Source organism: Thermosynechococcus vestitus BP-1, assembly GCF_000011345.1.
GTDB classification, from domain to species: Bacteria; Cyanobacteriota; Cyanobacteriia; order Thermosynechococcales; family Thermosynechococcaceae; genus Thermosynechococcus; species Thermosynechococcus vestitus.
This window is the reverse complement of the sequence record NC_004113.1, coordinates 1,986,549-2,010,527: the sequence shown is the minus strand read 5'-3', so window position 1 is coordinate 2,010,527 and position 23,979 is coordinate 1,986,549. Positions and strand designations below refer to the sequence as shown.

General features: G+C 53.1%; 22 protein-coding genes. 11 read left to right on the top strand and 11 right to left on the bottom strand.

Translation table 11 applies throughout. The annotated features are described in order from the left end of the window. Positions 1-15: 15 nt before the first annotated feature. Entirely contained in the window at positions 16-207 is a 192-nt protein-coding gene (locus tag TLL_RS12775) for a hypothetical protein (protein ID WP_011057758.1), read from the bottom strand. A 115-nt stretch (positions 208-322) separates the two neighbouring features. On the opposite strand from TLL_RS12775, the gene TLL_RS09740 reads away from it, so the two are divergent. Continuing rightward, positions 323-2,560 carry a heavy metal translocating P-type ATPase gene (locus TLL_RS09740; RefSeq protein ID WP_011057757.1) on the top strand — a complete coding sequence of 746 codons (2,238 nt, stop codon included), beginning with the start codon at positions 323-325 and terminating at the stop codon, positions 2,558-2,560. Here the strand turns inward: TLL_RS09740 and TLL_RS09735 are convergent. The 5 genes from TLL_RS09735 to TLL_RS09720 form a co-directional block, all read right to left on the bottom strand. Then, on the bottom strand, positions 2,537-3,043 hold the full coding sequence (locus TLL_RS09735) for a (2Fe-2S) ferredoxin domain-containing protein (protein WP_126986939.1): 507 nt from the start codon (positions 3,041-3,043) through the stop codon (positions 2,537-2,539). The genes TLL_RS09740 and TLL_RS09735 overlap by 24 nt on opposite strands. A 123-nt stretch (positions 3,044-3,166) precedes the next feature. After that, the gene (locus tag TLL_RS09730; RefSeq protein ID WP_011057755.1) at positions 3,167-3,979 is read right to left on the bottom strand and encodes a hypothetical protein; all 813 of its coding nucleotides are present in this window, start codon (positions 3,977-3,979) and stop codon (positions 3,167-3,169) included. 71 nt (positions 3,980-4,050) lie between these two features. Further along, positions 4,051-4,833 carry a 2,2'-beta-hydroxylase CrtG gene (gene crtG / locus TLL_RS09725; RefSeq protein WP_011057754.1) on the bottom strand — a complete coding sequence of 261 codons (783 nt, stop codon included), beginning with the start codon at positions 4,831-4,833 and terminating at the stop codon, positions 4,051-4,053. A gap of 24 nt (positions 4,834-4,857) precedes the next feature. Further along, a complete protein-coding gene (locus TLL_RS12660) occupies positions 4,858-5,031 on the bottom strand; it encodes a hypothetical protein (RefSeq protein ID WP_011057753.1) in 174 nt (57 codons plus the stop codon). Between the two features lie 2 nt (positions 5,032-5,033). Continuing rightward, entirely contained in the window at positions 5,034-5,216 is a 183-nt protein-coding gene (locus TLL_RS09720) for a 50S ribosomal protein L32 (RefSeq protein WP_011057752.1), read from the bottom strand. A 210-nt stretch (positions 5,217-5,426) separates the two neighbouring features. Between TLL_RS09720 and TLL_RS09715 the strand changes: the two genes are divergently transcribed. From TLL_RS09715 to TLL_RS09675, 9 genes are all read left to right on the top strand, one after another. Further along, complete coding sequence (locus TLL_RS09715) at positions 5,427-6,431, top strand: phosphoribulokinase (RefSeq protein ID WP_011057751.1); 1,005 nt, start codon at positions 5,427-5,429, stop codon at positions 6,429-6,431. A gap of 26 nt (positions 6,432-6,457) precedes the next feature. Next, positions 6,458-7,957, top strand: coding sequence for a DUF3352 domain-containing protein (locus TLL_RS09710; RefSeq protein WP_011057750.1), 1,500 nt, complete (start codon positions 6,458-6,460; stop codon positions 7,955-7,957). Positions 7,958-8,059: 102 nt separating this feature from the next. Continuing rightward, positions 8,060-11,095: a phosphoenolpyruvate carboxylase gene (gene ppc / locus TLL_RS09705; RefSeq protein WP_011057749.1), complete on the top strand. Its 3,036-nt coding sequence runs from the start codon at positions 8,060-8,062 to the stop codon at positions 11,093-11,095. 613 nt (positions 11,096-11,708) lie between these two features. Further along, positions 11,709-12,968, top strand: a complete 1,260-nt coding sequence (gene argJ / locus TLL_RS09700) for a bifunctional glutamate N-acetyltransferase/amino-acid acetyltransferase ArgJ (RefSeq protein WP_011057748.1) — start codon at positions 11,709-11,711, stop codon at positions 12,966-12,968. A 103-nt stretch (positions 12,969-13,071) separates the two neighbouring features. Further along, a complete protein-coding gene (locus TLL_RS09695; protein WP_011057747.1) occupies positions 13,072-13,761 on the top strand; it encodes a response regulator transcription factor in 690 nt (229 codons plus the stop codon). Beyond that, the gene (locus TLL_RS09690; protein WP_011057746.1) at positions 13,715-15,115 is read left to right on the top strand and encodes a sensor histidine kinase; all 1,401 of its coding nucleotides are present in this window, start codon (positions 13,715-13,717) and stop codon (positions 15,113-15,115) included. Before TLL_RS09695 ends, TLL_RS09690 begins: the two co-directional genes overlap by 47 nt. An 85-nt stretch (positions 15,116-15,200) precedes the next feature. Further along, positions 15,201-15,476: a hypothetical protein gene (locus TLL_RS09685; protein WP_011057745.1), complete on the top strand. Its 276-nt coding sequence runs from the start codon at positions 15,201-15,203 to the stop codon at positions 15,474-15,476. Between the two features lie 138 nt (positions 15,477-15,614). Continuing rightward, positions 15,615-16,289 (top strand): Fe2+-dependent dioxygenase, encoded by a 675-nt coding sequence (locus tag TLL_RS09680; protein WP_011057744.1) that lies wholly within the window; start codon positions 15,615-15,617, stop codon positions 16,287-16,289. Positions 16,290-16,331: 42 nt separating this feature from the next. Further along, positions 16,332-16,880: a PepSY domain-containing protein gene (locus TLL_RS09675; RefSeq protein ID WP_164920951.1), complete on the top strand. Its 549-nt coding sequence runs from the start codon at positions 16,332-16,334 to the stop codon at positions 16,878-16,880. On the opposite strand, the gene sufD is transcribed toward TLL_RS09675, so the two are convergent. Further along, on the bottom strand, positions 16,860-18,158 hold the full coding sequence (sufD, locus tag TLL_RS09670; protein ID WP_011057742.1) for a Fe-S cluster assembly protein SufD: 1,299 nt from the start codon (positions 18,156-18,158) through the stop codon (positions 16,860-16,862). The genes TLL_RS09675 and sufD overlap by 21 nt on opposite strands. Continuing rightward, positions 18,155-18,937, bottom strand: coding sequence for a Fe-S cluster assembly ATPase SufC (gene sufC, locus TLL_RS09665; RefSeq protein ID WP_011057741.1), 783 nt, complete (start codon positions 18,935-18,937; stop codon positions 18,155-18,157). Before sufC ends, sufD begins: the two co-directional genes overlap by 4 nt. A 149-nt stretch (positions 18,938-19,086) precedes the next feature. Between sufC and TLL_RS09660 the strand changes: the two genes are divergently transcribed. Next, on the top strand, positions 19,087-20,739 hold the full coding sequence (locus TLL_RS09660; protein WP_164920950.1) for an aldehyde dehydrogenase family protein: 1,653 nt from the start codon (positions 19,087-19,089) through the stop codon (positions 20,737-20,739). A gap of 2 nt (positions 20,740-20,741) precedes the next feature. Here the strand turns inward: TLL_RS09660 and TLL_RS09655 are convergent, their stop codons facing one another. Genes TLL_RS09655 through crtR form a run of 3 tightly spaced genes read right to left on the bottom strand, consistent with a single transcriptional unit; the run spans position 20,742 to position 23,883 of the window. Further along, positions 20,742-21,980, bottom strand: a complete 1,239-nt coding sequence (locus tag TLL_RS09655; RefSeq protein WP_164920949.1) for an endo-1,4-beta-xylanase — start codon at positions 21,978-21,980, stop codon at positions 20,742-20,744. 44 nt (positions 21,981-22,024) lie between these two features. After that, positions 22,025-22,984 (bottom strand): ABC transporter ATP-binding protein, encoded by a 960-nt coding sequence (locus tag TLL_RS09650; protein WP_011057738.1) that lies wholly within the window; start codon positions 22,982-22,984, stop codon positions 22,025-22,027. 14 nt (positions 22,985-22,998) lie between these two features. Then, entirely contained in the window at positions 22,999-23,883 is an 885-nt protein-coding gene (gene crtR, locus TLL_RS09645; protein ID WP_407635182.1) for a beta-carotene hydroxylase, read from the bottom strand. Between the last annotated feature and the right edge of the window lie 96 nt (positions 23,884-23,979).

Below are 23,979 nucleotides of genomic sequence, written 5' to 3'. Positions count from 1 at the left end.
GTAAGAGCTAATTTTTTATCGCGATTTGCGACGATCGGTGGCTTCGGTTGCGCTCGAGAGTCCTGCGACAATGGGTCTGCGACAATGGGTATAGATACGGCCATCAATCAACTCATGCCTTTGCAACTGCTGCTTTGCCCGCGCAAAATATTCTTCTGGCATGAAATAGCGATCGCCGGTCTCCTTGGCACCTACTATTGTTGGCATTGCGAGTGAAAACCTTACTCCTCCCGTTCCCTGACTCTCAGAACCAACGTGCCACAATAGGTGGTGGGGACGCAGTTAGGAGATTGGAGGTCGTTCTTTTTGGAGAAGGTGCGACGTGTCCCTAAGTTCAAGTCTTGATTCCCAGGCCCCTGAGGTAGCAATTCTGCGGGTGAGCGGCCTGCGTTGTGCTGGCTGTGTGCGATCGCTGGAAAATCAGTTAAAAGAGCAGCCGGGCGTCAATGCTGCGGCCGTGAATCTGGTGACGGGAACCGCCGTCGTCACCTATTCCCCCAATGAAACAACCCCCACCGCCATTGTCGAGAGCCTCAACCAAGGCCGCTTTCAGGCCACCCTTGCAGAAGCCAATGTCCTTTTGGAACTGCCCACGACCGCCGAGGAAACCTCTTTGCCAAGGTTGGCGATCGCCCTTGTGCTCCTGATTCTCTCCAGTGTCGGCCACGGGATTAATCTGCTGCCGGGACACTGGCCCATGTTAGAAGCGATGATCTGGCACTGGGGGCTAGCGACGATTGCCCTTGTCCTACCGGGGTGGGAGATTTTGCGGGAGGGAATAGCTGGCTTGAGCCAAGGGCGCCCAAATATGAATACGCTGGTGGCTCTTGGCGCCTTGGGGGCTTACCTCACCAGTACGGTGGCGTGGCTGTGGCCGGCCTTGGGGTGGCAGTGTTTCTTTGATGAACCAGTGATGATCCTTGGGTTTATTTTGCTGGGGCGATCGCTGGAGCAACGAGTCCGCCAACAGGCACAACGGGACTTGCGATCGCTCCTCGCCCTGCAGCCAAAACAGGCACTATGGCAACCGAGTTTGACCGCTAGCGATCGCTGGCCCATTCCCGTCAGTCGTATCCAGGTGGGAGACTGGCTGTGGGTGGATGCTGGGGAACCCTTTCCCGCCGATGGCACGATTGTAACCGGGGAGACCTTGGTGGATGAATCCATGCTCACGGGGGAGTCTCTACCGGTGGCCAAAGGGGTAGGGGCATTTGTTCTAGCGGGCAGTCGCAATGTGGGTGCGGCGGTCACCCTACGGGTAGAACGCTGTGGTCGAGCCTCCTTTCTCGGGCAGATTTTAGACCTTGTGGTGCAGGCACAAAATCGCAAAGCACCGGTGCAGCAAATGGCAGATGTGGTGGCGGGCTATTTTGGCTATGGCGTGTTGCTCTTAGCAGCAGGCACGGCGCTTTTTTGGGGGGCGATCGCCCCCCATTTTTTCCCAGAAATCACCAATAACACGCCCCTATTGCCCCTAAAGCTGGCCTTAAGTGTGTTGGTGATTGCCTGTCCCTGTGCCCTTGGCCTTGCCACCCCGATCGCCCTTCTTGTGGGCATCAGTCGTGCCGCTGCCAAAGGCTTAATTATTCGCGGCGGCGATGTTCTCCAGCACAGTCAACAGTTGGACACGATTGTCTTTGACAAGACGGGCACACTGACGACGGGTGAACTCGAAGTAGCAGAGATTCACCTGTACGGGGACCTCTCCTTAGAAACCGTCCTGTACCTACTGGCCAGCCTAGAGCACAAGAGTCGCCATCCCCTTGCGGTAGCGATTCAGAAGGCATGGGCTGCGACCAACCAGACAACAGAACTAGCAACGGTGACTGAGCTGGAAACTGTCCTTGGACTGGGGATCAGCGGTTGGATTGAGGGGCATTACTATCAAGCGGGACGTCTCAGTTGGCTGCGTGATCAGGGCATTGACTCCCCTCCCCTAGCGGTAGAAACCCATGTGGCCTTGGCCCGCGATCGCCAGTTGATGGCGGTGGTCACCTTTCGCGATCGCCTGCGCCCAGAGGCAGTGAGCACCATTCAAGCCCTGCAAGCCCAAGGCTATGAGATTCATGTCCTCACGGGCGACACCGCCAAAGCGGCACAACAACTCCTAGAACCCCTCGGCCTCCTCCCAGTCAATATCCACCCAGATCTGCAACCACAGCAAAAGCTGGCCCTCATTGAGGAGTGGCAAACTAAGGGCAAAACAGTGGCAATGGTTGGGGATGGCATGAATGATGCCCCCGCTCTGACAGCAGCTCAGGTGGGGATTAGTCTTGGCAGTGGTACAGAGGTGGCCATTGAAGCAGCAGATATTATCCTCACCCGCAATCATCTGGAGGATGTGCTCGCCGTCCTAGCCCTCAGCCGTGCCACCTTCCGCAAAATTCAGCAGAATCTTCTGTGGGCCGTGGCCTACAATATCGTCGCTTTACCTATTGCAGCCGGTGTCGGATTACCCCTGTGGGGACTCAGTCTCACGCCCGGGCTTGCGGCCGCTGGCATGGCCTTCAGTTCCATTATCGTTGTTCTAAATTCCCTAAGCCTCAGTCGAGCAAACTAGCTCGCGAATCTGTTGGGCATTGGCACGGGTGAGCCGCTTTTTCTGGGGCAGGATAACCACCGCTGGTCCCCGTTTGCATTCCCCCATACAGCCTGTCGCTTTCAGGGTAATGGGGAGCTGTTGGGCTTCTAGTTCTTGCCAGAGTTCCTTAGCGCCCCGGCGACAGCAAGAGGATTTTTGACAAATGAGCACCCTACAGGGCTGAGAACCCCTTGCTGCTGTGGCTTGAGCCGTTGCTAAAAATTCTAAATGGCTTGCCTGGTATTGCTTGACCCAGCCATCGTACTTCTCCTTGACAGTACCTTCTAGCCGCAGGCGATCGCCCACCTTGGGAACTTGTGCTAATTCGCGCCGTAGCGACTTTTCCAGCTTGATCCAGACTCTTCCCGTGGGGGTTTTCAAAATCACGACCTTGGGCCGTCCTTTCTTGTAAAAGATCTCTTCAACCGTGCCCTCAAGGCAAAATGTCGGCAAATTAACCACACCTAGACCCATAGAAGTAAGATTTTGTTAGAAATTTTTCTCAATAAATTGAGTCTAGCATACAAGGCACGGTCTTGGGGTTAGCCCAAAGCCCTCTGGGATTCCTTTAAGAAAATCATCATCTCAACCGGAGAGAATCCGCTCCCACTCTGCCAGTAGGTTATCAATACTGTCCGTCGTCTCAGTCGCCTCGCCGACGCTTGCTCCCGGCGGGCTATCAAGATGGGCACCCACCTCCTCAACCCTATTGGGAAAGAGTTCTTCAAGGGTTGGTTGAACAGCGGGGGAGTCCTCCGACATCCGATTGGGCATTAAGTAAATTTGGCGAATATCCGGTGGCAGATACTCCACGATGCGTGCTAGGCCTTCCTCTAAATGCTGGTGGAGTTCCTCAAGGCTGTAGGTTTCCCCTTGAAGGTCTAGATAAGCGCGCAGGCGCTCAAGGCTCCAGTGAAAGGTTTGGGTTGTTACCAGCACGAGACGGCTCAGGGGACTCAGGTAGGCAAGGCTCGCTTCCAAGTAGCACCAAAGGGGCGGTGGTGCATCCTGAAGGACATAGGTAATGTGCTCAATGCCGGGCAGATCTTCTTGAATGAGGGTGGCGGTGCGGTTGACAATCCAATTGCGCAGGGAACGCGCTTCCTCGTCACCCACTTTCACACCCTCAGGGGTAAATTCCACAAGGTCAAAGCTGAAAAATAGCCCATGCCACACCTTGGCAAAAAGATAGTCCACCTGTACGGGCGATCGCCCGTGGTGTTGCAGAACACTGTACACCAGGGGGCCGTAGCGGCAATAGAGAGCCACGAAGTAGCAGCCGCGATCGCGCTGATTCTGAAAGGCCTGGATCAATTCTGCATCGGAAAGGGTAAGTAACGGTTGGATCAGCGGATGTTGTCGCTCCGCCATCATCGGAAAGGAAAGTGCCTTGACCATCTCACTGCCACTGAACCAGACAGACTGTCCTACGCCTTTGCCAATGGGCCTATGCAGAATTCATCCTGAGTTCAGCCTTGGGTGCGATCGCGAAACAGAGGCAGGTAATCACGACTTTCTGTTCCCAACCAGCGATCCCAAAAGGTGAAATAGAGGCCATAGTTACAACGAAATTGACTGTGGTGCAAACTGTGGTGGGTGGCCCCAATCAACCACTGCCCCAGCCAATGTTCCGCAAAGCCACGGGGGTAAATCTCTAAATTCAGATGGTTAATCACACTGGAGAGCGTCATGAGGCTGAGCTGGATGACGATGGCGTAGGGGTGCAGCGGCACAAGCACAATAATCAGCGGCAGAAAAATCGCCTGTAAGCAGGCCTCCCAGGGATGAAACGAAAAGGCAGTCCAGGGGGAGGCAACAATGCTATGGTGATGTACCCGATGGACACGGCGATAAATTTTTGGTTGGTGCATCCAGCGATGGAGCCAATAGTAATAGGTTTCGTGGAGCAGCAGCACAAGGCCAATGCTCACGGGAAAGTACATATAGTCCCAAGGGGAATTTAACTCCAGATAAACCGCTGTCCAGCCCCGCTGCCACATCACGGCGGCGATCGCCCCCGCCAGCGCAAAAATAGCCGCTGTCACCAATGACCAGCCAAACTCCTGCCAAAACTGTCCTCGCTGGTAAGGCCGCAAATTTACCCGTCGTTTCCTCAGGGGCGTCCAGGAAGCCACGACATACACCAGCGAAAAAAAGCCAGCCACTAGCAATAGGCGGCTGACGACCATCAAAAACATCACCCCAACCATAATGCCAAAGAGGCGGGGGTCACTGAGGTTGTAGGGAATCATGCAACACAGTGCTAAAGGCGTCCCCTAGAGCCAACCCAACCAGTGGAGCAGGCCCTCTCCTGTCCAATATTCCCATAGCAAAAGAGCCACCAGACCCACCATGGCAGCACGGCCATTGATCCGCTCAGCAAAGGTATTAAAGCCGTACTTGGGGGTTTCCAATTTAGGGGTGCGGCTCGGCTCTGTAGGGGTGGCCATGATTACTCCTGCTCGTCTTCGTTCTCTTCTTCGGCTTCAGGGAAGTAGAACCCTTGGGCACGTTCAGTCAAAATAGACTTGCCGATCGAAAGGGCGCGTTGTGCTTGAAGGGCAGCTTGGCGCTTCCAGGCAGCACGGCGCATACTGCGCTTGGACTTTGAGGTTTTCTTTTTGGGGCAGGCCATGATGATCCCTAGGATGAACTTTCGCAATCTATTAATGTATCCCAAACTCTTCCCTAGAACAACCACCCACCCCCCCTGGGGATGGCAAGGTTCCTCTTTTTGCCCAAAAAACTATCCTAGAGGGACACCACCCTTGTAATATCAGTAAGGGAATACTGAACCACCCCATCAGGGGATGTCCACTTCTACGAGCAAAGGGAATCGTCAGCTATGAGCAGTAAGCCAGACCGTGTGGTTCTCATCGGCGTTGCTGGAGACTCCGGCTGTGGTAAATCAACGTTTTTGCGCCGACTGGCCGATCTGTTTGGCGAAGACTTTATGACTGTGATTTGTTTGGATGACTATCACAGTCTGGATCGCAAGCAGCGGAAAGAAATGGGGATTACAGCGCTTGATCCCCGCGCCAACAACTTTGATCTGATGTACGAGCAGATCAAGGCTCTCAAAAATGGCGAATCAATCATGAAACCCATCTACAACCACGAAACGGGGACGATTGATCCGCCGGAGAAGGTGGATCCCAACCACGTGATTGTGATTGAAGGCCTGCATCCCCTCTATGATGAACGGGTGCGATCGCTCATTGATTTCAGTGTTTATCTCGACATCAGTGACGATGTAAAAATTGCTTGGAAGATCAAGCGCGACATGGCTGAGCGGGGCCATAGCTATGAAGACGTCATTGCCTCCATCAACGCCCGTCGCCCTGACTTTATGGCCTATATCGATCCCCAAAAGCAGTACGCTGACGTGGTTTTGCAAATTCTGCCAAGCCAGTTGGCCAAAGAGGAAAAAGTCGGCAATATCCTGCGGGTACGGATGCTGCAACGGGAAGGCATCCCCGGCTTTGAGCCAGTCTATCTCTTTGATGAAGGCTCAACGATTACTTGGATTCCCTGCGGTCGTAAGCTCACCTGCTCCTATCCGGGCATCCGCCTCAGCTACGGACCTGATGAATACTATGGTCACCCCGTTTCGGTCTTAGAAGTGGACGGTCGCTTTGAAAAACTCGATGAACTCATCTACATTGAAAGCCACCTGAGTAATACCTCCACCAAGCACTACGGCGAAGTGACGGAACTCCTGCTGAAGCACCGTGACTATCCGGGTTCCGATAATGGATCGGGTCTATTCCAAGTGCTAACGGGGCTGAAAATGCGGGCTACCTATGAGCGCTTGACCTCGCGGGACGCGGCCACTGTCACCAACCGCTAATTGGGCTTGCCACATTGAGGGCACTCATGCAACCGCACCATCGATCGCTATGGTCATCCCTTTTGGTCTTTATCCTCTGCTGGTTGTTTCTAATGTGTGGCCAGCCGGCTTTTGCTGCCGATAGCGATGACCTGATCTTTGTCCCCCGCCAGGCCCAGAGTGTCCTCAAGCTCAATCAACTTCCCAGTAGCGATCCCCTACATTTTTTAGCGGAGCATTTTTGGACATCCCAACTTGCTCATTGGGGCTGGTCGTGGTCTGACATCAATGGTTGGGTGGGAGAGGGGGTGACGTTTGCCCAATTCCCCTGCCCGGAGGCGTGTTCATCCCCACGTCAGTTGTGGATTTTGCCCCTGAAGCGCCTAGAAGCAGCAACGACTTTTTTGGAGACCTACTGGCAGAGGCATCCCTTTGAGTCGCAAGTCTATCAAAATATCCCCCTTCAGGTGGGCAAGGACTTGGTCACAGCACGGCTGGGCAATCGGCTGCTCCTTGCTTCGGATGTGGAGACCATGATTGCTAGCTTGGGGGCAGCGGTGACCGGGGATGGCAATCTTGCGGGTTTGACCTTTTATCAAGTGGCGCGGCCTCAATTAGACGCTCAACCTACGGCCCTCTACTATGCTAACCTCCAATCCCTGAGTTCTGAGGGTCGTGCACTGGCACCCACCTACGATCGCCTGCTCTTAGCGGTGAAGGCACAAAACAACCAGCTCCAGCTGCAAATGCTGCTGCACCGCACCAGTGATGCCCCACTAACCTCTGATCCCCTTGACCTGGCGTTTCTCCGTTCCCAAGAACCGCCGCCGGCACTGGTGGTTGCAGGTTCCCACTTGCCAGAGGGCTATGGCCAACTCACCGCCGCTTTGGCCGATTACCGCTTTGGCAAAACTCCCCAAGGGGATGATATTGTCAGCCAACTGCTGCAGGACTTAACGGCGGATATACCGGTGGACTTGAGTAGCCAGATTTTTCCCTTGGCCAGCGATCGCTTTAGCCTGGCCCTTTGGACCGCAGCCGATGGACAGTGGCAATGGTGGTGGCAGAGCCCCAATACCCCAGAGGTGGCAACTGTGCTGCAACAACTGGATGATCTTGCCCGTGCCAATGGCTATGAGGTCAATCGCTTGGTCTTGAACAAAGAACCCGTAACCGCTTGGGTGAAATTGATGCTTGACCCGCAGACGAGTGAAGGCTTGGTCTCTGATGTGGCCGCCGCCTACGAGCAGCGGGGCGATCGCCTGATACTGGCATCTTCCCTATCGGTATTTTCCCAGAATCAGAACAAAAAAGTCTCTTGGTTGCCAGAGAGCCTGCTGCGACAGCGACAAGGGATTCAGGGGCTGGTTTATGCCCGTTGGCCGCAGCTATTTGCCCCCTTGAGCCAGCGTTGGCCCTTACTTCAATACCTCAATGGCATCACTGCCGGCTGGTTGGAACGTCTGCAAAGCATTACTTTGGTGAATTATGGCGTTCGCGATCGCCTGCAACACCTGGAACTGATTCTGAGCAGCAAAACAGCTTAGAACTGTTAACAAATCCTTAATACGCCTGTTATCAATTGTTGTACCGCCCTGGTTCAGGATTGGGTAAAGTAAGGAGTATTATCTTTGCAGGCTGGGGTAAATATGACATCAGTCCTCGATGTGACCAATCGCGATCGCTTAATTGAAAGTGAAAGTTTGGCAGCCCGTACCCTACAGGAACGGTTGCGACTGGTGGAAGAGGTCTTGGTCGATGTCTTGGCGGCAGAATCGGGTCAAGAATTGGTTGATCTATTGCGGCGCTTGGGGGCTCTCTCTTCGCCGGAAGGTCATGTGCTCCATGCCCCAGAAGGGGAATTGCTGAAGGTTATTGAATCCCTCGAACTCAATGAGGCCATTAGAGCGGCCCGGGCTTTTAACCTCTACTTTCAAATTATCAACATCGTTGAGCAGCACTATGAACAACAATACAACCGTGAACGCGCTGCCCAAGAGGGATTGCGCCGCCGCAGTGTCATGAGTGAACCAATTTCCGGTGTCAGTGGTGAAGGCTTTCCGCTGCCTCATACTGCTGCCAACGCAACGGATGTGCGCAGTGGGCCGAGTGAACGCCTAGAGCATAGTCTCTACGAAGCCATTCCCGCTACTCAGCAGTATGGTTCCTTTGCTTGGCTCTTTCCTCGGCTGCAGATGTTGAATGTGCCGCCGCGCCATATTCAAAAGCTTTTGGATCAACTGGACATTAAGTTGGTGTTCACTGCCCACCCGACGGAGATTGTGCGGCAAACGATTCGTGATAAGCAGCGGCGGGTTGCCCGATTACTCGAGCAACTGGATGTGCTGGAGGGGGCTTCTCCACACCTCACGGATTGGAACGCCCAAACTTTACGGGCACAACTGATGGAGGAAATTCGCCTCTGGTGGCGCACCGATGAGTTGCACCAATTTAAGCCGGAGGTGCTCGATGAGGTGGAATACACCCTCCACTACTTCAAGGAGGTAATTTTTGCTGTCATTCCCAAGCTCTATCGCCGTCTGGAGCAGTCATTACATGAAACCTTTCCCGCGCTTCAGCCCCCCCGTCACCGTTTCTGCCGCTTTGGCTCTTGGGTGGGGGGCGATCGCGATGGCAATCCCTATGTCAAACCAGAAGTAACGTGGCAAACGGCCTGCTATCAACGCAACTTAGTTCTTGAGGAGTATATTAAGTCCGTTGAGCGCTTAATCAATTTGCTCAGCCTGTCCCTGCACTGGTGCGATGTGCTGCCGGATTTGCTAGATTCCCTTGAGCAGGATCAACGGCAACTCCCGAGTATCTATGAGCAGTATGCGGTGCGCTATCGGCAGGAACCCTACCGCCTGAAACTGGCCTATGTGCTCAAACGGCTGCAAAATACCCGCGATCGCAACCGGGCGCTGCAAACCTATTGCATTCGCCGCAATGAGGCGGAAGAGTTAAATAATGGACAGTTTTACCGCCACGGTGAAGAATTCTTGGCAGAACTGCTGCTCATTCAGCGTAACCTCAAGGAAACGGGATTGGCCTGCCGCGAATTGGATGATTTGATTTGCCAGGTGGAGGTCTTTGGCTTTAATCTAGCAGCCTTGGATATTCGCCAAGAAAGTACCTGTCACGCTGAGGCCCTCAATGAAATTACCGCCTATTTGGGTATTCTCCCCTGTCCCTATACAGAACTCTCAGAAGCCGAACGCACCCGCTGGCTCCTCAGTGAACTCTCGACCCGTCGCCCCTTGATTCCAGGGGAACTCCCCTTTAGCGATCGCACCAATGAAATCATTGAAACATTCCGCATGGTGCGGCAACTCCAGCAGGAATTTGGCACCGATTTGTGCAATACCTACATCATCAGCATGAGCCATGAGGTCAGCGATCTGTTGGAGGTACTCCTCTTTGCTAAGGAGGCAGGCCTTTTTGATCCAGCCACTGGCGCTAGTACCCTGCAAGCCATTCCCCTGTTTGAAACGGTGGAGGATCTCAAGCACGCCCCAGCGGTGCTGACCCAACTATTCTCTCTCCCCTTTTGCCGGAGCTATCTTGGAAGCAACAGTACCCCCTTTCTGCAGGAGGTCATGCTGGGCTATTCCGACAGCAATAAGGATTCGGGCTTCCTCAGTAGCAACTGGGAAATTTATAAGGCACAACAACAGCTGCAGAAAATTGCTGAGAGTTTTGGCTTCCAACTGCGCATTTTCCACGGTCGGGGTGGTTCAGTGGGTCGGGGTGGTGGACCTGCCTATGCGGCGATTTTGGCACAGCCAGCACAAACGATTAAGGGACGAATCAAGATTACTGAGCAGGGGGAGGTGCTGGCTTCCAAATACTCGTTGCCGGAACTCGCGCTCTTTAACCTCGAAACAGTGGCCACAGCGGTCATCCAAGCTAGTTTGCTCCGCAGTAGTATTGATGAGATTGAGCCTTGGCACGAGATTATGGAGGAGTTGGCTACGCGATCGCGCCAGTGCTATCGCCATCTCATCTATGAGCAGCCAGAATTCATTGAATTCTTTAACGAAGTCACCCCAATCCAAGAGATTAGCCAACTGCAAATTAGCTCACGGCCAACACGGCGGGGGGGCAAGAAAACCCTTGAGAGCCTGCGGGCAATTCCTTGGGTCTTTAGTTGGACGCAAACCCGTTTCCTGCTGCCGGCTTGGTATGGCGTGGGTACTGCCCTGAAGGAATTCCTTGAGGAAAAACCCGCTGAGCATCTCTCCCTCTTGCGCTACTTCTACTATAAGTGGCCTTTCTTCCGCATGGTGATCTCTAAGGTTGAGATGACCCTTGCCAAGGTTGATCTAGAGATTGCCCGCTACTATGTCCAAGAACTCAGCCAACCCCAAAACCGTGAAGCCTTCTGCCGCCTCTACGATCAGATTGCTCAGGAATATCGCCTGACCACGGAATTAGTCCTCACGATTACTGGCCATGAGCGGCTACTCGATGGGGATCCGGCGCTTCAGCGATCGGTGCAACTGCGCAATCGCACCATTGTTCCTTTGGGCTTCCTGCAAGTATCTCTTTTGAAACGGCTGCGCCAGCACAATAGCCAAACCACCTCTGGGGCAATTTTGCGCTCCCGCTATGGTCGGGGTGAATTGCTGCGGGGGGCACTCTTGACCATCAATGGCATAGCAGCGGGGATGCGCAATACAGGCTAAGCAACGGCGAGGGTGAATCATGGACCCGACGACCCGCACATTAACCCTATCGCGGCAGTTGCTGCAAGTTAGCGTTGAGGACTTTGAGCTAGGCTTTTGGGCGAAAGATGACCCTATTGAACTTGTGCCGGGGCCCTGATCAAGATGGCTGCTAGGGGACAGCCCACGAAACCTGTATCACCCAACTGCTGCTGGACTGAATGCCAATGTTTGGTGAGAGGGCAACCCTGCACTGTTAACCACTGGTTGTCATTTCAGTTACAGTGAACTTGAGCTAGATATTAACCTTGTTGACAATCTTACGATCGCACCTTGAAATTGCTGCTCGGTGCCGCGGCATCAATGCCCCCCTATTGGCTTTATTCAATTGGTGGATCGAACCCTTAAAGCCTACAGTGAACCTGAGCAAATAACAACAACAAATTACAACGACAACGTTTAATTAGCGAATTGCCCCATTGTGCTGGCAACCGCAGCGATGACCCTGCCGATTACCCAAGGACTTCGCTCCTTGAGTCGTCATCTTTCCCTAAACTTCTGCAGAAACCTTAACAGTTGCTCTTTTGGGAAAGACCCTTGATATAATCGCAACGATTCTCTTGTTGACGACACTATGAGCCACTGGCAACAAATTACAGGTGGTGTGACTGCGGCCAAGGGGTATCGGGCTGCGGGAATAACGGCAGGACTCAAAGCTTCAGGCGCACCGGATTTGGCATTGATTGTTTCCGATGTGCCCGCGATCGCCGCTGGGGTATTTACGACGAACCATATGTGTGCCGCACCCGTCCGCTACTGTCGGCAGCGATTACAAACCAAGGGAACGGCGCAAGCCATTTTGTGTAATTCGGGTCAGGCCAATGCTGCCACGGGAGAACAGGGCTGGCAGGCGGTTTTGGCCCAAGCGGATATGGTGGCAACGGCCTTGGGGTTCAGTCCAGAGATGGTGCTGGTGGCCTCCACTGGGGTCATTGGTCAACCCATTCCCCTTGAAAAAATGCGCCAAGCGCTGCCAACGCTAACGGCAAACTTGAGTGATGGTGGTGGAGAGGCTGCTGCTCGGGCAATTATGACAACAGATTTAGTGCCTAAGCAAATTGCTCTTGAAGCCGAGTGGGAGGGGCAAACCATTCGCATTGGTGGTATGGCCAAGGGGTCGGGAATGATTCACCCGAAGATGGCAACGATGCTGGCCTTTATTACTTGTGATGCCGCTGTCTCCCCCCATCTGTGGCAGGAAATGCTACAGCGCGCCTGCGATCGCTCCTTCAATCAAATTACTGTGGATGGCGACACCAGCACCAATGACAGTGTCATTGCTTTGGCTAATGGACAATCACGTACTCCTGCGATCGCGGAGCCGGGCGCAGCCGCCACCCGCCTTGAAGAAATGCTGACGGCTGTTTGTGTACATTTAGCGAAGGCGATCGCCCGCGATGGGGAGGGGGCAACTTGCCTCATTGAAGTCCAAGTGAGCGGTGCCAGCGATGATACCGCTGCCCGTCAAGTGGCCAGAACCATTGCAAGTTCAATGCTGGTGAAGTCGGCAATTTACGGACGGGATCCCAACTGGGGACGCATTGCTGCGGCGGCAGGTCGTGCGGGGGTACCCTTTGATGCTAGTAACCTGGCCATTGCCCTGGGGGGTATCCCCATGATGCGCCACGGTCAGCCCCTACCCTTTGATCCCGCTGCTGCCCATGCCTATTTGGTTCAGCAAGCCGCTGCCAGTACGGATGCCAGTGGTCAGCAATCCATTGACCATCCTGTGGTGATTGAGGTGAGTATTGGCTCTGGCAGTGGTCGGGGTGTGGCTTGGGGCTGCGATCTCAGCTATGATTACGTGAAAATTAACGCTGAATACACCACTTAGCTGTCTCTCCTTAGCAAGAGCTGGCGATCGCTTGCAACCTGCCGTCGGCGATCGCCATCCATCGCCCCCCAAAAGACTCGCTAAAGCTATTGAGTCGGCACCAGTGAAAGTTTTAGTTATCGAAGATGATAGGACAATTGCGGGCTTAGTTGCTGAATCTCTAGCACATCAGCAGTATATTGTTGAAATTGCCTATGATGCCGAGACAGGACTGGACTATTTAGAAGCCACCGCTTTTGACCTCCTTATCTTAGACCTCGGCTTACCTGGCATGGACGGTCTCAGCTTTTGCCAAACAATTCGCCAAAGAGGTCACTCGCTTCCTATTCTGATTCTGACTGCTCGAGACACTAGCAGCGACAAAGTGATGGGCCTTGATGCTGGGGCCGATGATTACATGGTCAAGCCCTTTGATCTCCCTGAGCTATTGGCCCGAGTTCGTGCCCTATTGAGGCGCAAGCCACTGCCCTTTGCCCCTATTCTCCACTGGGGTGCCCTCATTCTTGATCCCGATAGGGCTAAAGTGACCTATAACCATCAAGAGCTGCATCTTACACCCAAAGAGTATGCCATCTTAGAGGTGCTCTTGCGCCATGGCAGCCGTATTCTGAGCCGCTCAGCCATTATGGATTATGCTTGGCCACTGGATGAGATGCCAGGCGAGGAAACGGTTAAAGTACACTTAAGAAGCCTGCGTCATAAGTTGAAAGCAGTAGGCGCTCCCGCCAATTTGATTGAGACTGTCTATGGTTTTGGCTATCGGCTTAATCCAAACTTTCAATCGGCAACTTAGTCATCTGCGAAATCGCCTATTTCTCATATACTTTCTACTGATTAACGGCATCTTATCCATTTCTTCATTGGCTATTTACTCCCTAATTGTTGCTCAGCGCTATGATCAACTAAATACTAACTTGAGGGAAGTAGGAACTTGGTCTGCTAATGTTTTTTCTATTCTTGAGCATGAGTATCAAGAGTTAAAGAAGCAACCAGAATATAAAAAATATGTTCCTATGGATGAATCGGGAGTTTTACAGCCAATAACTGTTTCTCAATTGATGGGAAAGTATTACTTTAGTTCTGTCTATGAAGTTATAGAGAGCCCTCTTATTAACCTCTCCCAAGGAATTCAGTGGTACGATAAAGATAGAAACTTAATCATATACGAAGGGAAAAGGTTCCATAAAGTCAGCTTTCCGAATGATCTTCCTACCTCTGGAATAATTATCGAGGCAGATCAGTATCACCGTTTTCTTTTACCAGTACATGCAACTCCGATTCAATCAGGACAGCAGGGTAAAATTATTGGCTATGTCTGTGTAGTAGAATCTACTGCTGAATTAGAAAAAGAGATTAATTACTTGAAATATATTTTTCTATTAAATATTTTGTTTAATAGCACCCTGACACTTTTTGCAGCATCTTGGTTAACTCATCAAAACCTGAGGCCAGTCGTTCTTTCACTGAATCAAATTAAGCAGTTTACTGCCGATGCTTCCCATCAGTTGCGCCATCCCCTAACCGCAATCCAGGCCTCTGTTTCACTCTTAGAAGTTTACTTGAATAACTTTGATCCTTCCTGTTTAAATAAGATTAAAATTATCTCATCGGCTTGTCAGCAGATGAGTACTTTGATTAATAAGCTCTTGATCTTAGCCCGCATAGATAATGAAAAACTTGATCAGAGTCAATGGGTCGAGTTTGACCTAGATGAGTTATTAGATTCACTGATTGAACTACATCGCGATCGCGCTGAAAAAAAAGAGATTGATCTGAGCTATCAATGCCAAAATATTACCCATATCCGCGGCAATTCTCAACAAATTTATGAAATTTTTAGCAATCTTTTAGATAACGCGCTTCAGTACACCCCCGATCGTGGAGCGATAACTGTTTGCCTTAGAAAACAGGGAGCTTTTGCCGTCGTTGAAATTCAGGATACTGGCATTGGAATTGCGTCTCAAGACCTCCCCCGTATTTTTGATCGATTTTGGCGATCTAGTGAAGCAAGACTGCATTACGCCGAAGGCTCAGGACTGGGTTTGGCAGTGGTTAAGACACTGGTCAATCACTATGGGGGGACTGTGAACGTCTACAGTCAGCAGCATAGGGGAACAACATTTGTCGTCAAGCTCCCTGCGGTATAGGAGGGAAGCTTTTCCGAGATTTTTACTTTCTCTTGGTAAGGTTGGGGAGAAAAACAGAATTGCACTTTTTAAGGAGTGGTCTTCGATGAATTCTTCACAGGCTGTCCGTCTGTTTCTTTCCCTAGGGCTAGTGACAACCTTAGCCAGTTGCCAAGGTTCCAATGCTGGCGGCGAGGAGGGAGGAACCTCCTATCGGCCTTCATCTCTACCGGGTACCTCTGCCACTGCCGTTACCAGCAGTTCAACCAGAGGCTCTAGTATTTACCTGATGGCTGAGCGCGGTGAACGGGGTGAATACGGTGAGCGGGGTGAATACGGTGAACGCGGTGAACGGGGTCGTTATCGATATTGGCAGTCATAGGGTGCCTTGTTTTTGTGACTCAAGCTCCATCACTTGAGTTGAGGTACAGCCACAGCAGGGCAGGGTAGTTACTCTGCCCTTCAAGACGCCTATTGCTATCCTGTGCACACCTATAAAGAAAAGAAAGAAAAGCATGTTATGCTGCTGCAAATTGATCGAGTACTGACCACTGAGGAACTGAACCAGCTCAATACCCTCCTGCAAGCAGGGGTCTTTGAGGACGGCAAATGGACTGCCGGCATCTATGCCAAAACGGTTAAGGACAATCAACAACTGGTGCAGGAGGGGGAGGAGTACCGAGTTGCCTCAGAAATTGTACTCTCTGCCTTAAGCAGAAATCAGCTCTTTCAAGCCTATGTCCAACCCAAGATCATTGGCCCACTTCTGTTTAGCCGCTATGAAGTAGGGATGGCCTACGGTACCCATACAGATAATGCCCTTATGGGAAGTGGCGATCAACTAAGACGCTCTGATGTGTCCTTGACAATTTTTCTAAATGATCCTTTCGCCTATGAAGGGGGTGCCTTAGTGCTCGATACTAGCCTAGGAGAGCAGTATTTTAAGCTGCCTGCGGGATCAATGATTGTTTATCCTTCCATCTTTCTTCATCGGGTGGAGACAGTGAGCAAGGGTGTGCGTCTTGTTGCAGTGGCTTGGGTGCAAAGTTTAATCCGTGATCCCCTAGAGCGGGAACTTCTTTTTGAGTTAGATACTGTTCGCCGCAGCCTTTTTGAAAAGCAGGGAAAGACGGTAGATTTTGATCTCTTGTGCAAGGTGTACTCTAACTTGCTGCGGAAATGGGCTGAAATTTAATTCAGTGCGTTGCTTTGAGTGAACCATAGGGAGACTTTTAAGATGAATGTCCGTCGCCTACATCGTCAGCTAGCGATCGCTCTGTTTTTACCTTTAGGGTTAACAAATTGTACGGGGTTGGCTTATCGCCTAGGTCGTAGTTGGCTAAATCTATCAAAGGACTTTGGTAAAGCCATGATGGCAATCCACACGGGTGCCTTTTTGGGGGAATGGTTTAGTGTGCTCTACATGTTCTTGCTGAGTCTGACTGTGGTTCTATTGGTTGCTAGCGGCTTTAGGTTAATTAATCCCTGGCTTTTAAAGCGTCGCTTCTCCTCTGTAAAGGCAAATGTGAAGGTGAGGCTCATCCATCAATATGGTGCCTTGTTGCTCTTCCTACCACTGCTGGTCAGTGCCACTACAGGAGTGAGTTATCATTTAAGTCGCTATTGGCTGCGGTTGCCCAAAGAAAAGGTGGCTATTTTGTTGCAGATCCACGAGGGGGCTTATCTAGGTGCAGCCCTAAAACCCTTCTATATTTTGCTACTCAGTGCTGCTCTGCTCCTGATGTTTTTGAGTGGCTGGCGGATGTTACGGCAGCGATCCGCCTAATTTGGCAAGCAGTGCTTCCTCAATTTCCTCCCGTAGTGGCTCGGGCGTAATGTCGCTGAGCTGCTCAAGGGCAAAGGCCTTCACCAATAAATCCCGTGCTTGGTGCTGATCAAGGCCCCGACTACGCAGGTAAAAGATGTCCTCCGCAGCCAGTTGACTGACGGTGGCACCGTGGGAGCACTTGACGTTATCAGCAACAATTTCCAGTTGCGGCTTGGTATCCACACGGGCTTTGTCGGAAAGCAGTAGTGTGCGATTGAGCTGGCTTGCATCGGTGAGTTGCGCCACCTGGGGCACGACCACTCGGCCATTGAAGATGCCATGGGCGCGATCGCCAAGAATGCACTTGTGAATCTGTTCACTCCTGCTGTGGGGAGCATGGAAGAGCACTGCCGAGTGGGTGTCTACGATCTGCTCATCCATAGCGATCGCGAGTCCCTTCAGGATTGTCTGGCTACCACTGCCTTGGATCTGCACCTGCCAATGGTGGCGACTCAAACATCCCCCCAAATCAATGGCGTGCCCCTCGTAGGCACTGTCTTGAGCTTGGCACACTGCTGTAGAGCCAATGTGAATTGCTGTCGGCGATTGGTGTTGAATGCGCACATGGTGCAAGCCAGCGGCAGCCCCTAGGGAAATTTCCGTCACAGTGTTGGTGAACTGTTGGTCACCGGTGAGGGACAAAAAACGTTCAATCAGGGTAACTTGACCGTGGGCAGCTACTTCAACGGTAAGGCGGGGTGAGACCACGCTCTGCTGCTGCCGGCTACTGACAAAGAAAACCTCCACTGGCTCCCTGAAATGTCCCGACAGGCGCAGACACAACCGCTCTGCCAGCATTGCGGCATTGAGGTCACTGAAGACCTCCGGGGGGGCGATCGCCGGCAGGGAGGGGGGCAATAACTCAACCCCCGCGGCATCCACACGGGAGAGTTCCCCGCAAAAATAGCCATCAATCAGGACAATCTGGGCAACGGTTGGAAAACTGCGTTCGCACAGTAAATGTTGCACCTCAGCAACAATTTCAGGGTTAAGGGGGGCAATGGGCGGCTGAAAGGTGCGCGTCCGTAAAACCGATAAATCCGTAAAGCGCCAATCCTCATCACGGGGGGTCGGCAAGGTTTGCTCGTGGAGGCGATCGCGGGCCGTCTGCCGTAGCACTGCCAGCTCAGGGTGGTGCAGGGGCGGGGCGAAGTTCAATAGGTCATTGAGCTCATTGGCACCACTGGCCTGGGGCAGATCCGCTTGATCGGAATTGGCCTTGACTGTAATTGTCATGACGCAGCCACCTCCTCTTCGCGAACCCAGTCATAGCCCCGTGCCTCCAGTTCTAGTGCCAGTTCCTTCGGCCCCGTGAGGACAATGCGCCCTCCCTCCATGACATGGACGTAGTCAGGCACGATGTAGTCCAGCAGCCGCTGATAGTGGGTAATGAGCAGAATGCAGTTATCGGGGCGAGTGAGTTGGTTGACACCGTTGGCAACAATGCGCAGGGCATCAATATCAAGCCCGGAGTCCGTTTCATCAAGGATGGCAAGGGTGGGTTCCAGCAGGGCCATTTGCAAAATTTCATTGCGCTTTTTCTCACCGCCAGAGAAGCCCTCATTCACCCCCCGCTGCAGGAAGCCTTCCTCTAGCTTCACCAGTTCAATTTTCTGCCGCACCAAATCATCAAAATCAAAGGCATCCAGTTCCTCGAGGCCTTGGTGCTTACGCTTGGCATTGTAGGCTACCCGCAAAAAGTCGAGGTTGCTCACCCCCGGAATTTCCAGGGGGTATTGAAAGGCCAAAAAGACGCCTTCGCGGGCACGCTCTTCAGGGGGCAAGTCCAGGAGATTTTTGCCTTTGTAGAGTACTTCACCACCCGTTACAGTGTAGTCTGGATGACCCGCGAGAATTTTGGAGAAGGTGCTTTTGCCGGAGCCATTGGGTCCCATGATGGCATGAATTTCTCCCGCGCGAATGGTCAAGTTCAGGCCTTTGAGAATGGGGGTGTCCTCCACACTGGCTGTTAACTCTCTAACTTCTAAAATGACTTCGCTGTCGGGACGAATCACACCTTACCTCCCCTGCATCGTTCATAATTTTTTAATGTAGCGCAGCGGGCGGGCGATCGCGATTGAGTTTCTTGGTACAGAAGGATTGAGAAAAACAGCACCCCGCACTGCTGAGAACCGTTCCCCTAGGAGTGAAGATCCGGACTTCTATGACAGTTGCAACCGTCCCGCTTCCCGAGCTGGAACGCCTCCAGCAACAGGCTAGTCAGTGGCAGCGACTCTCGCCGCGGCAGCGGATTCCCTATCTGCAAGCGGTTAAGGTTCTGGCTCGCCGCCATGCCACAGAGTGGGTTACCCTGGCCTGTGAAATTAAGGGGATTGATCCCCAAGGCCTCTGGGCAGGGGAAGAGTGGACAACCGGCCCCCTGGGACTGATTCTCAAGCTGGATCACTATCTCTACGCCCTGCGTCATGAGGCAACTCCCCCTGTACGCCGCTGGCGAACCGCCCCCACCGGTCAGGCGATCGCTGAGATTGTGCCTCGCAATTGGCAAGAGCGCTTACTCTGGTTTGGGGTGAAAGCGGAAGTTTGGCTCCAACCCAATCACCCCCCAACTCAAGGCAGTGCCTACCGTAACCCACCCCCGCCGGGGGTCGCTGTGGTCCTGGGGGCGGGCAATATCACGTCCTTGTGCTTGGCGGATGCCCTCTATCAACTCGTGGTGGCCAATCGAGTAGCACTCCTGAAGATGAATCCCCTCTTGGCCCCCTTGACGGATTGTTTTCGTAAGGTTTGTGCCCCTCTGATTGAGGCGGGTTTCCTGGAGATTGTTGAAGGAGATGCTGCCCTGGGGGAAGTCCTCTGCCACCATCCCTTGACGCAGCACATTCACATTACGGGATCCCACCACACCTACAATCGTCTTGTTTGGGGAGAAACGGCGGCGGAGCAGGCCCTTCGCAAAGCCCGCCAACAACCGAAGTTAACCAAACCGGTGACGGCGGAATTGGGAAATGTCACGCCCTTGCTGATGGTTCCTGGGGAGTGGACAGAGTCTGAGCTGGCCTATCAAGCCCGCCAAGTGGCCAGTGCCCTTGTCCATAATGCCAGCTTCAACTGCATTGGGGCGCAAATCCTCGTCACGGCTGCGGGGTGGCCCCAGCGAGAGGCATTCCTCAACGCCCTCAAGGCACAACTGCAAGGGATTCCGTCGCGTCCTGCCTACTATCCGGGGGCGATCGCCCGCTATGAATCGTTTTTGGCGGACTATCCCCAAGCCACGGTTCTGAGTCCCTCTGGGGAAGGGACAATTCCTTGGACCCTGATTGAAGGCCTCACCCCGACGGCGAATCCTCGTATTTTCCAAGAAGAGGTTTTTTGTGGTCTGTTGGCAGAGGTGCAACTGCCCGTCAATGATGTCCCTGCCTACCTCGCCACTGCGGTGACCTTTGTTAATGAGCGGCTCTGGGGCACCCTTGGCTGTAGTCTCATCATTGATCCACGGACTGAGGCCAGTCATGCAGAGGCGCTGGAGCGGGCGATCGCCCAACTGCGCTACGGTGCCATTGCCATTAATGCGTGGGTCTCCTTAGCCTATGGGCTGGGGTGTACCCCCTGGGGCGCCTTTCCTGGCCATAGGCCAGCGGCCATTGGTTCTGGGGTAGGCGTTGTTCACAATAGCTTCCTTTTCGACTATCCCGAAAAAGCCGTGGTTCGTGTTCCCTTCCAGTTACCGGTGACACCCCCTTGGTTCTATGGCCATCGCACCCTCCCTCAACTGGCTCAGGCGGTCATAGACATTTACGCTGGCGGCAATCCCTTGGCTTGGCTCTCCCTTTTGACGGCGGCTCTGCGGGGCTAGGCTCATAGCCGCACGGTTACAGTGGTCCCCCCTTGGGAGAGTTCAAACTCGCGGGTCTGGGTTTGGCCTTGGGCAGCAACGGTTAAGCGATAGCGACCGAGGTAGCCGCGGCCCTGCCATTGGCCTTGGGCATTGGTTCGACCACTCACCCTAGTCCACCAGTCCTCAAAGAGTAGCTTGCGGTAGGCGATCGCCGCTGGCTTAGGAGCAAAGTCTTGGCGATAGAGTCCCGCTTGGGGACGCCAATGGTTCCCCGCCCAAAAGCCCCAAAGCAAAATTTCCTTGACTGCGGGGTGGGCAAAACCAATGCGGTAAATCTGGCGCAGGGTCTGGGCCTGCTGTTGCTCGTCCGCCAAACTCACACTCACTTCGGTAATTTTTAAGGGCAGATTGAACTGAGCGAGGGTATCGAGGGCCCGCTGCATTTTGGCCTCATCCAAGGGAGATTCCAGATGGGCTTGAATACCAATACCGCCAATGGGCACCCCTTGCGCCAAGAGATCGCGAATCTGCTCAACATAGTCCTTTAGGCGATCGCCCTCAATAATGCCGTAGTCGTTGACATAGAGAACGGCCTCGGGATTGCCCTCACGGCACCATTCAAACATCTCCTTGACAATGTCCTCACCAAGGCGACTGCGGAAAAAGTTGCCATGGAGCATTTCATTATTGACATCAAACTCGTTAATGCGGCCGCGATAGTGGTGACAGACAGTCATGGCATGGTTTTTAACCGCTGCTCGCAGTTGGGCGGGCGGCAGTGTTTTTAGCCAAGGGGGATTAAACTCCTCCACTTCCCAAAAGAGGGTATGCCCCCGCATTGGCCAGCCTTGAGCCTGCACCCAGTTAAGAATCGTATCAGCCATGGTAAAGTCCAGCTGCCCCTGTTCTGGCTCCAACTGGTACCACTTGAGGGCATTTTCATGGACCGCAGCGTTGAAGTTTTCCTGGGCCGTCTGCTTGTACCAAGGAGCAGCCGCAGGGGGGCTGGGACGAAACATCTCTGTATCGAGGGCAACGCCAAAGGGGAAGGCGTGGCTTTGCTGCGCCAGTTGGAGGCGGGCATTGGGAATCGGACGGCCTTGGGCATTCTCAACGACAACGGTAAGGGGCGCCTGTCGCAACTGCTCAATTTTCTGGCTGAGGGCATCGGTGGCCACAGAAGAGGAAGAGGTACCACAGGCAACCACTAAAAGAGCGGCTAGGCAGCTCAACCAGAGAAAGCGGCGCCAGTTCAGCATGGATGATCACCTTTTGCAACCAGAACTTTAGACGGATGACTTCCTTAATGGGTGACTTGAATTCCTTTTTGGCGCAGTTGTTCCACAAAAAACTCCTCTAGGGTGGGGCGAGCCAGGCGCAGTTGCAGGATTTTGCCCCCCATTTCTTCAACGAGAGCGAGGAAGCGTTGTAGGGGAATTTTGATCACACCTTGCCAGCGATCGCCCTGAATTTCTAGGGAATAGAGCCATTCCTGAAGGCCGTCCACATGACCCCCTTTGCCCACCACATGGTAGGCTTGACTGCTGCCGAGGAGTTCATCAACGGTACCTGCACAAATCAGTTCCCCCTGTGCCAAAATGCCAACGCGATCGCAAATGGCTTCCACATCCGCCAGCACATGGCTATTGAAGAAAATTGTTTTGCCCTGCTGTTTTAAGGAAAGAATGATCTCGCGAATTTGGTAGCGGCCAAGGGGGTCGAGGCCCGACATGGGTTCGTCCAAAAAGACCACTTCGGGATCGTTAATTAGGGCTTGTGCCAATCCCACCCGCTGCACCATGCCCTTTGAATAGCGGCGCATTTGCTTTTTGCGGGCATCCTTGAGATTGAGGCCGACCATTTCCAATAGCAGGGGAATGCGTTCTTTGCAGGTGGCGGCACTGAGGCCAAAGAGTCCTGCCGTAAACTCTAGGAACTCCCAAGCGGTCAAATAGTCGTAGAAGTAGGGATTTTCCGGTAGGTAGCCAATCCGCTGCCGCACAGCGCGATCGCCCAACGGGTATCCCAAAAGGGTACCGGAGCCAGCACTGGGTCGCACCAGCCCCAAGAGAATTTTTAAAAGGGTGGTCTTGCCCGCTCCATTGGGCCCCAACAGGCCAAAGGTTTCCCCTGGCTGGACTTGCAGCGAGATGGACTTGAGGGGGGTGAGGACCGTCTGCAGCCAGAAACCAGTGCGGTAGGATTTTTGGAGGTTCTCAACCGCCACCACAGGGGGGCGATCGCCGTCAGCGCTAATCACCATGGCGGGAAGGCACCTCAGGAGGAACGGGGACGGTGAAAATGCAAACCCACTAACGCATCGTAGAGAAAGGGCAGGAAATTCCCTGGTTCCAATATACCAAGGGTTTGTTTGCAGCCGTGAGCATCGAGGAGAGGTTTGACGGCGTAGTAGGCGGGCTGCACCTTGTACCAAGGGATATTCGGCCAGAGGTGATGGATCAGGTGGTAGTTTTGGCCAAAAATAAGGATGTTGAGGAGACGACTGGGATAGACCCGCGCATTGTGCCAGCGATCGCGCTCGGTGTGGGGACGATGGGGAAAATAGTCAAAAAACAGCCCCAGCATCAAACCCACAACCCCAGCCGGTAAAAACCAATAGTTCAAAATGTAGTCTAAATAGCCATTGAGCGCCGCAAAGGTCACAATCCCCACCAGCGTCAGGCGACTGAGAAACCACTCTAGGAGTTCGTACTTGCGCCAAAGCCGCCGCTTAAAAAAGAAAATCTCGTGGTAGAAAAAGCGGGGGGCGATTAACCACAGCGGCCCCCCCTTGGAAACGTAATGGTCGGGATCGTTTTCGGGATCATTGACATGGGCATGGTGCTGCATGTGCACCCGGGTAAAGACAGGGAAAACGAAGCCCAACATCAGGGCACTGCCATGACCCATGATGGCATTCATGATGGGATGACGGTGGGCAACATTGTGGGAGGCATCGTGAATTACTGTGCCCATGAGGTGCAAGGCTAACATATTGGCCACAAATGAGAGCCCGCCCGGCCAGTGACCTTGAACGTAGCCCCAAGTGGATAGAATGGCGATCGCAAATGCGGCAAAAAACATCACTAAGGTGGGATTAAAGCCCACCGGGGGACCTAAAAATTCCTTAGGAACCGTGGCCGGAATCGCTGCCTCCGTGATCATCCGCGCGGTCGCTCCTCACATTGTTGCAAAATATTACCTTCTACTATGTAGGCTAATCGGCGGTACAAAATCAAGTCGCACGATCCCCAAAGT